The 13,484-nt window shown below is 71.2% G+C and carries 10 protein-coding genes; 2 read left to right on the top strand and 8 right to left on the bottom strand.

The genetic code is table 11. From position 1 onward, the window contains the following. Positions 1-12 precede the first annotated feature (12 nt). Genes ACFZAT_RS21785 through ACFZAT_RS21770 form a run of 4 tightly spaced genes read right to left on the bottom strand, consistent with a single transcriptional unit; the run spans position 13 to position 4,530 of the window. Complete coding sequence (locus ACFZAT_RS21785) at positions 13-1,263, bottom strand: threonine/serine exporter family protein (RefSeq protein ID WP_391265899.1); 1,251 nt, start codon at positions 1,261-1,263, stop codon at positions 13-15. A 5-nt stretch (positions 1,264-1,268) separates the two neighbouring features. Next, complete coding sequence (locus ACFZAT_RS21780) at positions 1,269-2,630, bottom strand: M20/M25/M40 family metallo-hydrolase (protein WP_391265898.1); 1,362 nt, start codon at positions 2,628-2,630, stop codon at positions 1,269-1,271. Beyond that, positions 2,630-3,067: a hypothetical protein gene (locus tag ACFZAT_RS21775; RefSeq protein WP_391265897.1), complete on the bottom strand. Its 438-nt coding sequence runs from the start codon at positions 3,065-3,067 to the stop codon at positions 2,630-2,632. The genes ACFZAT_RS21780 and ACFZAT_RS21775 overlap by 1 nt, the downstream gene beginning before the upstream one ends. Next, positions 3,064-4,530: an amino acid permease gene (locus ACFZAT_RS21770; protein ID WP_391265896.1), complete on the bottom strand. Its 1,467-nt coding sequence runs from the start codon at positions 4,528-4,530 to the stop codon at positions 3,064-3,066. Before ACFZAT_RS21770 ends, ACFZAT_RS21775 begins: the two co-directional genes overlap by 4 nt. Before the next feature lie 336 nt (positions 4,531-4,866). Between ACFZAT_RS21770 and ACFZAT_RS21765 the strand changes: the two genes are divergently transcribed. Then, complete coding sequence (locus tag ACFZAT_RS21765; RefSeq protein WP_391265895.1) at positions 4,867-7,191, top strand: glycoside hydrolase family 9 protein; 2,325 nt, start codon at positions 4,867-4,869, stop codon at positions 7,189-7,191. A gap of 6 nt (positions 7,192-7,197) precedes the next feature. On the opposite strand, the gene ACFZAT_RS21760 is transcribed toward ACFZAT_RS21765, so the two are convergent. Continuing rightward, positions 7,198-7,599: a hypothetical protein gene (locus ACFZAT_RS21760; protein WP_391265894.1), complete on the bottom strand. Its 402-nt coding sequence runs from the start codon at positions 7,597-7,599 to the stop codon at positions 7,198-7,200. Between the two features lie 125 nt (positions 7,600-7,724). Further along, positions 7,725-8,927 (bottom strand): MFS transporter, encoded by a 1,203-nt coding sequence (locus tag ACFZAT_RS21755; RefSeq protein ID WP_391266062.1) that lies wholly within the window; start codon positions 8,925-8,927, stop codon positions 7,725-7,727. An 81-nt stretch (positions 8,928-9,008) separates the two neighbouring features. Between ACFZAT_RS21755 and manD the strand changes: the two genes are divergently transcribed. Then, positions 9,009-10,223 carry a D-mannonate dehydratase ManD gene (gene manD, locus ACFZAT_RS21750; RefSeq protein ID WP_391265892.1) on the top strand — a complete coding sequence of 405 codons (1,215 nt, stop codon included), beginning with the start codon at positions 9,009-9,011 and terminating at the stop codon, positions 10,221-10,223. 36 nt (positions 10,224-10,259) lie between these two features. On the opposite strand, the gene ACFZAT_RS21745 is transcribed toward manD, so the two are convergent. Both ACFZAT_RS21745 and ACFZAT_RS21740 read right to left on the bottom strand, forming a co-directional pair. Next, a complete protein-coding gene (locus ACFZAT_RS21745) occupies positions 10,260-12,053 on the bottom strand; it encodes an ATP-binding cassette domain-containing protein (RefSeq protein ID WP_391265888.1) in 1,794 nt (597 codons plus the stop codon). 83 nt (positions 12,054-12,136) lie between these two features. After that, the gene (locus ACFZAT_RS21740; RefSeq protein ID WP_391265885.1) at positions 12,137-13,369 is read right to left on the bottom strand and encodes a benzoate/H(+) symporter BenE family transporter; all 1,233 of its coding nucleotides are present in this window, start codon (positions 13,367-13,369) and stop codon (positions 12,137-12,139) included. Between the last annotated feature and the right edge of the window lie 115 nt (positions 13,370-13,484).

The following is a 13,484-nucleotide window of genomic DNA, read 5'->3' as shown; positions in this document are numbered from 1 at the left end:
ACCGGCCCGGCGTCAGGCGCTGCCGCCCGGCCGCTGCGCCGGCACCGCGCCCAGAAGCAGCCCGGTTCCGATCGCCGTCACGAGGGTGACCAGTTCCGTGAGGTCCTGGAAGCCCTCGATCGCGTACCCGCCTGCCAGCGCCGTCAGCCCCCGCATCCCCAGCGAGCCCACTGTCAGTGTGAAGAAGCCCGGCAGTACCAGGACCAGCCGGGGCGGACGCCCCGGACGGCGCGCCAGCCAGGTCGTGACCGCGCCGAGCACGACCGCCGCCGTGAACGTGCCGCCCACGTCACCGAGCAGCTTGGTGAAGCCCGTCTGCACGCCCACCGTCAGATACACGAGCACCAGGAGCACGCCCAGCAGCCGGGCGGGTACGGCGAAGGCCAGCAGGGCGCCCGCGGTGAAGACGAGCCAGCTCGCGAAGAGCACCCAGCGCGGCAGATCCGCCCCGGCCGCCACGTCGAACAGGTCCTCACGCGGGCGGCCCGTGACGACCAGGCCCAGGATCACGCCCACATAGAGCTGGACCAGGAGCGCGACCGCGTACACCAGCCGCACGGCACCGGTCGTGAGGTATCCGGCGGCCAGCTCGGCCGCCGCCGCGCTGAGATAGTCGCCCGGAACGAAGAAGAACAGCGCCGGAAGCATGAGCAGCACCGGGCCGCCGTGCGCGGGAGAGCGGGCGAACACCTCAAGGGCGAGCAGGGACACGGTCACCGCCGCGATCAGCGGCAGCACCATCGCCAGCCGGGGCAGCCGGTCCGCCGCGACGGCCAGGCACGCCGCGACCGTGGCGAGGACCGCGGTGCTCCCGACCTCGTACCAGGTCGGCTGCATCAGCGGCGCGAAGCCCACCGAGAACAGCACCACCCCCAGCAGCTTCGCCCACCAGGGGTACGGGGGAGCGGCGCGGGTGATCGCGGCGAGCCGGTCACCGGCCCCCCGGGCGTCCAGCCGGCCCGCCGCCACCTCGTCCAGGAGCGGCTTGAGCGCCACCACCCGGTCCATCCGGAAGGCTTCCGGGAAGGCACGCACCACGATGGCCGTGCTGCGGCCGTGCGAGGTGACCGCGACCGTGGCGGCGTCGGGCAGCACCGCCACCGACGCGGCACCGCCGAGGCCGCGGGCCGCCGAGGTGACGGATCGTTCGACCTGCTCGGCCCCCTCGCCGCTCGTCCCGAGCAGGAGCCGGGTCAGCCCGTCGAGGAAGCCGACGAGGGCGTCGTGACCTTCCGCTTCCCCGACGGGCTCCTTTCCCGTCACCGCGTTCAGCGCGGCGCGCGGGCGAAGGCGTGGAGGAAGAGGGCCTCCACATGGGCCATGTGCTCGATCTCCGCCGGGTCGACGCTCTCGTTGGGCGCGTGGATGAGGCACCGGGGCTCTTCGACGCCCATCAGGATGATCTCGGCCGAGGGGCAGGCGTCCGCGAGGACGTTGCAGAGCGGGATGGACCCGCCCTGGCCGAGGTACGCCATCGGCTTGCCGTACACGGTCCGCATCGCCTCGCCGAGCGCCCGGTACGCCGGACCGTCCGTGGCGGCGCGGAACGGCGCCCCGGCCTGCTCCGGCTGCACCTCGACCCGTACGCCCCAGGGGGCGGCCCAGGTCAGATGGTCCGTCAGCGCGTGCTGGGCGGTGTCGGCGTCGGTGCCCGGCGGGATGCGCAGGCTCACCCGCGCCCGGGCGGTGGGCGGGACGGAGGCGGAGGAGCCCACCACGGGCGGGCAGTCGATGCCGAGGACGGTGACCGCCGGGCGGGCCCACAGCAGATCGGACACCGAGCCGGTGCCCGTGCCGGTGAGGGGCACGCCGTCGAGGACGCCCGCGTCCTCGCGGAACTGCTCCTCCTCGTAGCGCGCCCCCTCCCAGGTGCCCGAGGCGTCCAGGCCGCGTACCCGGGTGGCCCCGGTTTCGGGGTCGCGCAGGGTGGAAAGCAGCTGGATCAGCGCGGCCAGCGCGTCGGGGGCCGGCCCGCCGAACATCCCGGAGTGCACCTCGCCGGCCAGCGTGTCGAGGGTGACCACGACGTTCACCACGCCACGGAGGGAGGTGGTGGCGGTGCCGACGCCGACGGCCGCGTTCCCCGTGTCGCAGACCAGCAGGGCGTCGGCGGCGAACTCCTCGGGGTGCGCGGCCACATACGCTTCGAGGCCGCCGGTGCCCTGTTCCTCCGAGCCCTCGGCCACAAACCTCAGCCCGACGGGAATGTCGTCGCCGAGCGCGCGCAGGGCGGTGAGGTGCATGACGATGTTGCCCTTGCAGTCGGCCGTGCCCCGTCCGTACCAGCGGCCGTCGCGTTCGGTCAGCGTGAAGGGCGGCGTGGTCCACGCGTCGTCGTCCAGCGGGGGCTGTACGTCGTAGTGGCAGTAGAGCAGTACGGTCGGGGCGCCGGGAGGGGGCGGGCGGTGCCCGATGACCGCGTTGCTGCCGTCCGGGGTCTTCGCCAGGTGCACGTCCCGCAGGCCGGCCTCGGTGAAGGCGTCGGCCACCCACTGGGCGGCCCGCTCGCATTCCTCGGGCGGGTACTGCCGGGGGTCGGCCACGGAGGGGATCGAGACCAGTTCGGTCAGATCCGTCCGTGCGCGGGACATCAGGCCGGAGATGCGTCCGGCGAGTTCGTCGGTGGCCATCAGCGCCTCACTGTGTTCTCGGTCCGGAGATCGGCGATCTTGTCCTCGATCTTGTCCAGCTTGTCCGGGCAGTAGATCTCCAGGATCTTCGCCTCGGCCCGGATCGCCTCGGTGTCCCCGATCACGGGGCGCATGCCGGGGCCGGTGGCGCCGTTGGAAATGCTGATCTTCCACAGCGCGGACTTGAGCGAGGAGCCCGGCTTCTCGCAGACCTGGCCGCCGTCGTCGCCCAGGGTGCGCTTGATGGTGCCGACGTCGGGACGGGGGTAGCCGGCCGCCGCGGCGGCGTCGGCCAGCTGCTCGGCCTTCTCCGTCGCCTTGTTGTTCGTCTTGACCTTCTCGTAGCGGATGATGCCGACGACCACGAGCGCCACCAGGAGGAGGATCGCGCCGATGTAGAGCCAGCGGTGCTCGGAGGCGAAGCGGGTCGGGCTCATGACGCGGCCTCCTCGCCGGCCGCCGCCGTGCGCCAGCCGGGTTTGCGCAGTTTCAGGAACAGCCACGGGATCAGCAGGCCGAGGATGACGAGCCCGCCACCGACGATGGCCACGTACACACCGACGCTGCCGCCGCCGAACTGCGAGGGCGGCACGAAACCGATGGCCAGGGCCGCGAGCGACGCCAGCAGACCGACCCCGCACAGCACGCCGAGCGCCGGCACGCGGTAGCCGCGCGGGTGGTCGGGCTGGGTCTTTCGCAGCCGGACGGCCGCCACGAACATCAGCAGATAGACGATGAGGTACACCTGCGTCGTGATGGTGGAGAAGATCCAGTAGACGCTCGACACGTTCGGGATCAGCGCGTACAGCAGCGCGATGACGGTGGTCACGATGCCCTGCGTGACCAGGATGTTCTGCTGGATGCCGTTCTTGTTGAGCCGCTGCAGATAGGGCGGCAGATAGCCCTCGCTGCGGGAGATCTCCAGCAGTCCCTTGGACGGCCCGGCCAGCCACGTCAGCATCCCGCCGAGCGCCGCCGACACCAGCATCACCGCGGCGATCGGCGTCATCCAGCCGACATGGAAGTGGGCGAAGAACGCGTCGAACGCCTGCATCACACCGGCCGTCAGGCTCAGCTGGCTGGCGGGCACGACCCAGCTGATCGCGAGTGCCGGCAGGATGAAGATCAGCAGCACCAGACCCATCGCCAGGAACATCGACTTCGGGTACTCCTTCGCGGGATCGCGCAGCGAGGAGACGTGCACGGCGTTCATCTCCATGCCGGAGTACGACAGGAAGTTGTTGACGATGAGCACCAGGCTGGCGAGCCCCGTCCACTGGGGGAGCAGATGGGCCGAGGTCATCGGCGCGGCGGAGGCGTTCCCCTGTCCGAGGAAGACCATGCCGAGCACGACCAGCACCGTGCCGGGGATCAGTGTGCCGATGACGAGCCCCCAGGAGGACAGGCCCGCCAGGGCCTTGGTGCCCCGGGACGAGACCCAGACGCCGGTCCAGTAGAGCACCATGATCACGATCGCGGTGTACAGGCCGTTGGACGCGAGCGAGGGATCGATGACGTAAGCGATCGTGGACGCCACGAACGCCAGGAGGCTCGGGTAGTAGAAAATCGTCATCGCGAACTGGCACCACACGGCGAGGAATCCGAGCGGCTTGGACAGCCCCTCGCTCACCCAGCGGTAGACGCCGCCGGGCCAGCCCGAGGCCAGCTCGGCCGAGACCAGCGCGGTCGGCAGCAGGAACACGACGGCCGGCAGGAGATAGAGGAAGACGCAGGCCAGCCCATAGACCGCCATCGTCGGTGCGGCCCGCAGGCTCGCCACCGACGCCGTGGTCATCAGGGCGAGCGTCAGCCAGCTGATCCTCGGTGCTGCCGGCCGGTCTCTGGCGGCGGTGCGTGCCGAGTCCTTCGGCAGATCCGCGGGCATGTCCATCGCGCTCATCTGTACCTCCGGTCGCGACGCCACAGGTGCGTTCAGAACGCCAGCCTTGGCCGAACAGGGCCCGTCCGCGCGCGGGGTCACCCGAACGGGTGGCCGGTGCGGTGTTCACGGCGGGCAGTGGCGCTGAAGAGGGCGTGCCGCAACCGTTGACAGGTCCCCCGGGAACTGGCTTCATGAGCAACGCCCTTGGGAGCGCTCCCACGCCCCCGTGGATCACGCACGCACCCCCGCACACACCCGGCACCCCCACCGACGTGACGAAGGGAAAGTCCGTTGCGCTCGCTCACCCTCCCCGCCCTGCGAAGGCGGTCCCGAAGACCAGGTCCGCTCGGGGCCGTGGCCCTGACGCTCACCGTCGGCGCAGGCCTGCTGCTCCCGTTGTCCCTGCCGGCCGGCGCGGCGGCCGCTCCCGCGTTCGACTACGGCGAGGCGCTGCAGAAGTCCGTCCTCTTCTACGAGGCCCAGCAGTCCGGAAAGCTGCCCGATACCAACCGCGTCTCCTGGCGCGGCGACTCCGCCCTGGACGACGGCAAGGACGCCGGCCTGGACCTGACGGGCGGCTGGTACGACGCCGGGGACCATGTGAAGTTCGGCCTTCCCATGGCCTACTCGGCCACCATGCTCGCGTGGGGCGGTACGGAGCAGAGGGCGGCGTACGAGGCGTCGGGCCAGCTGCCCCACCTGCGGAACAATCTGCGCTTCGTGGACGACTACCTCGTGAAGGCCCACCCCTCGCCCAGCGTGCTGTACGGGCAGGTCGGCAACGGCGGTGACGACCACAAATGGTGGGGCCCCGCCGAGGTGATGCCGATGAAGCGCCCGGCGTACAAGATCGACGCCTCCTGCCCCGGCAGCGACCTGGCCGGCCAGACCGCCGCGGCCCTGGCCTCGTCCTCGATGGTGTTCTCGGACAGCGACCCGGCGTACGCGGCGAAGCTGATCACCCACGCCAAGCAGCTGTACACCTTCGCCGACACCTACCGCGGCAAGTACAGCGACTGCATCACCGACGCGCAGAGTTACTACAACTCCTGGAGCGGGTACAACGACGAGCTGGTCTGGGGCGCCATCTGGCTGTACAAGGCGACCGGCGACGCCGCGTACCTCGCCAAGGCCGAGACATACTACGACAAGCTCTCCACCGAGCCGCAGACCACCACCCGGTCGTACCGCTGGACGCTCTCCTGGGACGACACCTCCTACGGGGCGTACGTGCTGCTCGCGCAGCTGACGGGCAAGCAGAAGTACATCGACGACGCGAACCGCTGGCTGGACTGGTGGACGGTCGGCGTCAACGGGCAGCGGGTGCCGTACTCGCCCGGCGGCCAGGCCGTGCTGGACAGCTGGGGATCGCTCAGATACGCCGCGAACACCGCCTTCGCCGCGCTGAGTTATTCCGACTGGCTGACCGGTGACGCCACCCGCAAGGCCCGGTACCACGACTTCGCGGTCCGCCAGATCGACTACGCCCTCGGCGACAACCCGCGCGGATCGAGCTATGTCGTCGGCTTCGGCGAGAACCCGCCGGCCAAGCCGCACCACCGCACGGCCCACGGCTCGTGGACCGACCAGATGACCAACCCGGTGGAGACCCGGCACACGCTGTACGGGGCACTGGTGGGTGGTCCGAGCGCACCCGACGACTCGTACACCGACGACCGCGGCAACTACGTCAACAACGAGGTCGCCACCGACTACAACGCCGCCTTCACCGGAGCGCTGGCCCGGCTCTACGCGGAGTACGGCGGGACCCCGCTCACCGGCTTCCCGAAGCCGGAGGAGCCGGACGGGCCGGAGATGTCCGTCCAGGCATCGGTGAACGCGGCCGGCGCGAACTTCACCGAGATCAAGGCGTACCTGATCAACCGGTCCGCGTGGCCCGCCCGCGCGCTCACCGACGCCTCGGTCCGCTACTACTTCACGCTGGAGCCCGGCGTCGCACCCGACGACATCAGCTTCACCACCAACTACAACCAGTGCGGCGAGGTGACGGGCCCGACGCATCTGGAGGGCGACGTCTACTACGCGACGGTGGACTGCTCGGACACGGACATCGCGCCCGCCGGCCAGTCCGCGTACCGCAAGGAGGTCCAGTTCCGGATCAGTTCGGCCGGTGCCTGGGACCCGTCGAACGACTGGTCGTACCCGTCGACGGCGACGACCCCCGGCGGCACGCCGGTCGACGCTCCGCACATGGTGCTCCTGGAGGGCTCGGCGCCCCAGTGGGGGAGCGCCCCGGACGGCACCGGCCCCGGGCCGGATCCCGACCCGACGACCACCCCCGACCCGACGGCCACCCCCGACCCCACCCCGACGCCCGACCCGACGGACACGCCCGACCCCGCTCCGGGGGCCTGCGATGTCAGCTACCGGGTCAGCCAGGCGTGGGGCACAGGTTTCACCGCCGATGTGACGGTGAAGAACACCGGGTCGGCTCCGCTGGACGGCTGGCAGCTGGCCTTCGACTTCCAGGGCGCCGAGAGCGTCAGCAACGCCTGGAACGCGACCGCCACGCAGAGCGGCACCCGGGTCACGGTCAGGAACGCCGGCCACAACGGCTCCGTCCCGGCGGGCGGCAGCGCCTCGTTCGGGTTCCAGGCGAACGGCGCCCCGGCCACCGACCCGGACTCCTTCACGCTGAACGGGAAGGAGTGCGGCTGAGTCCGCTCAGCGGGGGCAGCTCCAGTGCCCCTTCACCCAGTGGGTGTCCCAGTGACCGGGGACGTACACCTTGGTCCAGTGGCCCTTGACCCACTGGGTGTGGTGGGTCCAGTGACCGGGCTTCCAGTGCCCGTGCCGGTCGTAGTGTCCGGGGTGCCAGACCTTCTGGTCGGCGTAGTGGCCCTTGTGCCACTGCTTCGTCCAGTGGCCCTTGACCCACTGCTTCTGCCAGTGGCCCTGCTGCCAGGTGCAGTGGCCGTGGTGGTGGGTCGCCGCGGATACGGCGGCCGGTGCGGGGGCCGGGGCGGCCTCCGCCGCCCCGGCGGTCCCCAGGGCGGCACCTCCGGCGAGCAGGCCGGTCGCGGCGGCGCCGGCCAGCAGGCGGCGGACTCGGGTGGAAGCGGTCATCGGACGCACCTTCCTCGTGACGGAACGGATCCCCGAGCCCCGAGCCCCCGTGAAGGAAAATTGCCAAGAAAATATAAATATAGCCCGAATGGGGGAATATGGCTGTTCCGTCCGAGGGTCGCCCGTCACGCCCCGGTCGGCGTCCTGACTGCCGCGTACGTCCCCGACACCGCCGCCAGCACCATCACGCAGCCCGTGAAGACCAGCCCCGCGTCGCGCAGCCCCACCGCGGTCGCCAGCGCGCCCACGCCCACCACCGGCAGGGAGATGCCGGTGTAGGCGACGACGAAGAACGCCGAGATCGTGCCGCCCCGGTGCTCGGCGGGGGCCGCCTCGCTCACGAGCGTCAGCGCGGCCCGGAAGGCGAGCCCCTGGCCGATGCCCCCGCAGACCGCGCCCAGCACGAGCAGCACCAGCGACTTCGCCGGCAACGACGACGCGACCAGCGAAAGCCCCACGATCAGCACGGCACAGCCGAGCGGCAGCGCCCGGCGCGCCCCGATGCGCGGGGCCAGGGACTGTCCGACCGTCGAGGCGCAGAACACCGAGAACACCACCGCGCCCGTCACCGCCAGGTTGTGCACGTCCAGCGTCTCGGCCGCGAAGCTGGGGGCGACAGCGGTGAACAGGCCGAGCAGCGCGAAACCGGCGAAGGCGGCCAGCGAGGCCGGCACGAACACGCCCTTCACCTCGGCGGGCACCCTGACACCCTGCGGTTCGAGCCGGGGCCACCGCCGAGGTCCGGCCACCGTCTCCGCCAGCCGCCACGTGATGAGGCACGCCACGGCGACCAGACCCAGGTGCACCCAGAACGGCAGGGACAGCGGCCAGGGCGTGTACTCGGCCAGCACACCGGAGAGCAGCGGGCCGCAGCCCAGCCCGCCCATGTTCGCGGCCGTAGCGGCGAATCCGGCGCGCGCCTTCTGCCCCGGCGACGCGAGTTCGATGACCGCCGCGGTCGCCGCACCGCTCAGCAGGCCCGCCGCGCCGCCGGACAGCACCCGCCCGGCGAAGAGCAGGGGCAGCCCGCTCTCCAGCAGGAAGCACCCCGCGCTCGCGGCGGACAGTGCCAGGGCGGCCAGCAGCACGGGCTTGCGGCCCACCTTGTCCGAGTAGTTGCCCGCGACCAGGAGTACCGAGATGACCGCGACGGCGTACACCGCGAAGACCACGGTCACCATCAGCTCGGAGAACCCGATCTCCTTCTGGTACAGCCCGTAGAGCGGGGTCGGCAGCGTGGTGCCGGCCATGCCGATGGCGAAGACGACCGCCGCTGCCAGGTAGCCCGCGCGGCGCCCGCCCGTCCGTCCCGTATCCTCACGCACCATCACGCACGCCACTCTATGCAGCGGGCGGCCCCCGGTCAGGGCGACGGGCGCCGGCCCGCCGCAGCCCGAAAGAGAGCCACCATGAGGATCGCCGACGCGCAGGTCGTCGTCACCAGCCCCGGCCGCAACTTCGTGACGCTGAAACTGACGACGGACGAAGGAATCACCGGTCTCGGCGACGCCACGCTCAACGGCCGGGAGCTCGCGGTCGTCAGCTACCTCACCGACCATGTGGTGCCCCTGCTCACCGGCCTGGACCCGCACCGGATCGAGGACACCTGGCAGTACCTCTACCGGGGCGCCTACTGGCGGCGCGGCCCGGTCACCATGGCCGCCATCGCCGCCGTCGACGTCGCCCTGTGGGACATCAAGGCGAAGGCTGCCGGGCTGCCGCTCTACCAGCTGCTCGGCGGCGCCTCCCGCGACCGCCTCACCACCTACGGCCACGCCAACGGCCGCGACATCCCCGAACTCCTCGACTCCGTGCGGCAGCGGCTGGCCGAGGGCTACCCCGCCGTCCGCATCCAGACGGGCATCCCCGGCCTCAAGGCCGTCTACGGTGTGCACACCACCGACGAGCAGGGCGAGCGCGTCCTCCACCAGCAGACCCGGCCCCTGGTCGAGGACTGGGACACGGACGCGTACCTGCGCCACACTCCCGCCGTGTTCGAGGCGGTTCGCGCGGAGTTCGGTGCCGGGATACCGCTGCTCCACGACGCGCACCACCGCCTCACGCCCATTCAGGCGGCCCGGCTCGGCAAGGACCTGGAACCGTACCGCCCGTTCTGGCTGGAGGACTGCACCCCCGGCGAGAACCAGGAGGCCCTGCGACTCGTACGCCGCCACACCACGACGCCCCTCGCGCTCGGCGAGGTCTTCAACACGGTGTACGACTACCAGACGCTGATCACCGAGCAGCTGATCGACTACGTGCGCAGCGCGGTCACCCACTTCGGCGGGGTCACCCCGCTGCGCAAGCTCTTCGACTTCGCGGCGCAGTACCAGATCAAGAGCGCCATCCACGGGCCCGAGGACATCTCCCCGGTCGGAATGGCCGCCGCCGTCCACCTCGGCTTCGCCGTGCACAACTTCGGCATCCAGGAGTACTCGGGCCACAACGCCCTCACCGAGGAGGTGTTCCGGCACGCGTACACCTTCACCGACGGCTTCCTGCACCCCGGCGAGGCGCCCGGCATCGGTGTGGAGCTGGACGAGGAGCTCGCGGCGGCCCACCCGTACGAGCAGACCTACCTGCCGGTGAACCGGCTCCGGGACGGCACCGTCCACGACTGGTGAACGAGGGGCCCGGGAGCGCCCGGGCCCCTTCCTCCGCTACGGGAACGCCGGCTGGAGGCCCGCGTACACCCCGTGGCGGCCCAGCAGTTCCTCGTGCGTGCCGACCTCCGCGATCCGGCCGCCCTCCATGACCACGATCCGGTCGGCCCCCTGGATGGTGGAGAGGCGGTGCGCGACGACGAAGACGGTCCGGCCGTGCACCAGCCGGGACAGCGCCTCCTGCACCAGCGCCTCGGAGCGGTTGTCCAGTGCCGAGGTCGCCTCGTCGAGCACCAGGACCCTCGGATCACGGATCAGTGCCCGGGCGATCGCGAGCCGCTGCTTCTGGCCGCCGGAGAGCCGGGCACCGCGCTCCCCGACCACCGTGTCCAGGCCCTGGGGCAGCCGACGGACGAACTCCATGGCGTTGGCGTCCTCCAGGGCGCTGAGCAGCGTCGCCTCGTCGGTGTGCCCGAGCCCGTACGTGACGTTGTCGCGGATGCTGCCCTCGAAGAGGATCGACTCCTGCGGCACGACCGAGAGGAACCTCCGGTAGCTGCGCAGGTCGAGCCCCGCCATGTCGGTGCCGTCCAGGAGGATGCGCCCCCCGGTGGGCCGGATGAACCCGATGAGCAGATTGAGGACCGTCGACTTGCCCGCCCCCGACGCGCCGACCAGGGCGATCGTCTCGCCGGGCCGCGCGGAGAGCGTGAACCCGTCGACGGCGGGCCGCTCGTCCTCGTACGCGAAGGAGACGTCCTCGAAGTCGATGCGTCCGGTGACCTGCTCCAGCTGCGCCTTGCCCGCGTTGTGCTCCAGGTCGGGAGCCTGGAGCACCTCACCCGCCGAACGCACCGACTCAAGGCCCTTGGTGAGGATGGGGGCGAGCCCGAGGAGCGTGGTCACCGAGCCGGTCAGGACGGTGAAGAAGGCGCTCAGCATGACGACGTCACCGGCGGTGACGGCCAGCCAGCCGTGGTACGCGACCAGTGCGGACCCGGTCAGGCAGAGCACGCCCAGCGTGTTGAGCAGGACCCAGGCCAGCGAGCCGAAACGGCCGTTGAGCATGTCCAGGCGCAGACCGGCGGCGAACACCTGCCGCAAGGAGCCGTCCACGCGCCCCAGCGCGGTGCGCTCCAGACCGTGGGCGCGGGTGATGGGGATGAGGGTGGTCATCTCGCCGACCCGGGACGACAACTGCTCCACCTCGCGCCGGAAGGACTCGTTGTGGCTGCGCAGCCTCCCCCTCAGCTTCATCACGAGGAACCCGGCCGCGGGCACGACGACCAGGAAGACGGGCAGGAACGAGGGGACGCGGATGCCGATGACGACGAGCCCGCCGACCAGTGTCACGACGGCCCCGAGCCCCATGTCGGCGCTCTGCTGCACCATCTGCTCGACGGCTTCGACGTCGCGGACCACCTTGGCCTGGAGCACGCTGGAGCTGACCCGGGCGTGGTAGCCGACGGACAGCTGCTGCATCCGGCGGCAGAGCGCGGAGCGCAGGGTGATGCCCATGCGGCGGATGCTGCCGCCGAGGCAGCGCACGTACCACTGATGGAGCGGGTAGTTGAGGACGAGGACGAACAGCAGGAGGCCGGTGGCCTTCCAGAGCTCGGTTTCCGCACCGTGCTGGACCACCACGTCCAGCACGGTGGCGGTGATCAGGGGGAGCAGCCATATGGGGCTGTGCTTCACGGTGAAGAGGACGACGGCCAGAGCCAGTCGCCCCCGGTCGGGGCGGAAGAGGAGTGCGAGGGTGCGGACCGGGTGCTCGCCGCGGTAACGGTGGTCCAGGTGGTCGAAGGGCGCCGGGGATTCGGCGGAGGGGTGGGATACCGCTTTCTGCATGACACCATCCCAACCCGCTACCGATGCCCGGGGCAACTGTGTTCCACCTAGGGGACAGGGGGCCTTCGGCGGTTCGGAAGCGGTCAGCGCGCGGGGAGTCCGCTCGGCCGCGGTTCCGGTGCGGGCTCCTCGCGGCGCGGGCGTCCCACCGTGGCGATCGCGCTGGTGACGAGGCCCGCCAGCAGGCCCCAGAACGCGGAGCCGATGCCCAGCAGCGTCACGCCCGAAGCGGTGGCCAGGAAGGTGACGACGGCCGCCTCGCGCGACGCCTTGTCGGCGAGTGCGGTGGCCAGCGAGGACTCGATCGTCGCGAGGAGCCCGATGCCCGCGATCGCCAGGACGAGTTCGTGCGGCATGGCCGTCAGCAGTGAGGCGACGGTCGCGCCGAGGAGCCCCACGCACAGGTAGAAGAACCCCGCCCACACAGCCGCGAGATAGCGCTGGTCGCGGTCCGGGTGCGCCTCGTCGCCCGTGCAGATCGCGGCCGTGATGGCGGCGAGGTTGAGCCCGAACGCCCCGAAGGGCGCCAGCACGGCGTTGGCCGCACCCGTCCATGTCATCAGCGGGGACACCGGCACGTCGTCGTACCCGGAACCGCGCAGTACGGCGACACCCGGCAGATTCTGCGAGGCCATGGTCACGACGAACAGCGGCGCGCCTACGCTGATGAGCACCTTCCAGTCGAACTCGGGCGCGGTGAAGACCGGTGTGGCCAGGGAGAGCCGGACCTCGGCGGTCCGCCAGCCCCCGGTGAACAGAGTGGCCACCACCCCCGCGGCGAGCGCCAGCAGCACCGCGTAACGCGGCAGCAGACGGCGGCCCAGCAGATAGATCACGAACATCGGGAAGGCGACCGCGAAGCTCTGGTGCATGGTGCTGAACAGGCCCGTGCCGAACCTCAGCAGCACCCCCGCGAGCAGTGCGGCGGCCAGCGGCACGGGGATGCGGTTCATGACCCGGGCGAACCAGCCCGTGACACCGCTCACCACGATGAGCAGCGCCGAGAAGACGAACGCGCCGACGGCCTGCGCCATGGAGACCCCGCTCAGACCCGTCGTCAGCAGAGCCGCCCCGGGTGTCGACCAGGCGGTCACGACCGGTGCCCGGTGGCGCATCGACAGGCCGGCACTGGTGCAGGCCAGTCCGACGCCGAGCGCCAGCATCCAGGAGCAGATCTCGCGCGCGTCCGCCCCGGCCGCCTTCGCGGCGGTGAAGACCAGTGCGGCGGAGCTGGTGACCCCGACCATGACGGCGATCAGCCCGGCCACCACGGCGGAGGGAGGCGCGGCCGAACGTATGCGGGTCAACGCGGACATGAGTGAGCCACTTCCGGGATGCTGCCGGGCGTTCCGTATACGGAACGTTCTGTTTGTGGAACACTAGAGACGCGGGCCGGTGCCCGTCAACCGGATGGGCGAGCGGGCGGACGGC

The sequence above is a fragment of the Streptomyces sp. NPDC008163 genome (assembly GCF_042956885.1).
GTDB classification, from domain to species: domain Bacteria; phylum Actinomycetota; class Actinomycetes; order Streptomycetales; family Streptomycetaceae; genus Streptomyces; species Streptomyces drozdowiczii_A.
This window is presented reverse-complemented; position numbering and strand designations above follow the sequence as displayed.

Coding starts and splice junctions, on each gene's coding strand:
- ACFZAT_RS21780 (WP_391265898.1), bottom strand. CDS start 2,630: ATGGCCACCGACGAACTCGCCGGACGCATCTCCGGCCTGATGTCCCGC.
- ACFZAT_RS21775 (WP_391265897.1), bottom strand. CDS start 3,067: ATGAGCCCGACCCGCTTCGCCTCCGAGCACCGCTGGCTCTACATCGGC.
- ACFZAT_RS21770 (WP_391265896.1), bottom strand. CDS start 4,530: ATGAGCGCGATGGACATGCCCGCGGATCTGCCGAAGGACTCGGCACGC.
- ACFZAT_RS21760 (WP_391265894.1), bottom strand. CDS start 7,599: ATGACCGCTTCCACCCGAGTCCGCCGCCTGCTGGCCGGCGCCGCCGCG.
- ACFZAT_RS21755 (WP_391266062.1), bottom strand. CDS start 8,927: ATGGTGCGTGAGGATACGGGACGGACGGGCGGGCGCCGCGCGGGCTAC.
- manD (WP_391265892.1), top strand. CDS start 9,009: ATGAGGATCGCCGACGCGCAGGTCGTCGTCACCAGCCCCGGCCGCAAC.
- ACFZAT_RS21745 (WP_391265888.1), bottom strand. CDS start 12,053: ATGCAGAAAGCGGTATCCCACCCCTCCGCCGAATCCCCGGCGCCCTTC.
- ACFZAT_RS21740 (WP_391265885.1), bottom strand. CDS start 13,369: ATGTCCGCGTTGACCCGCATACGTTCGGCCGCGCCTCCCTCCGCCGTG.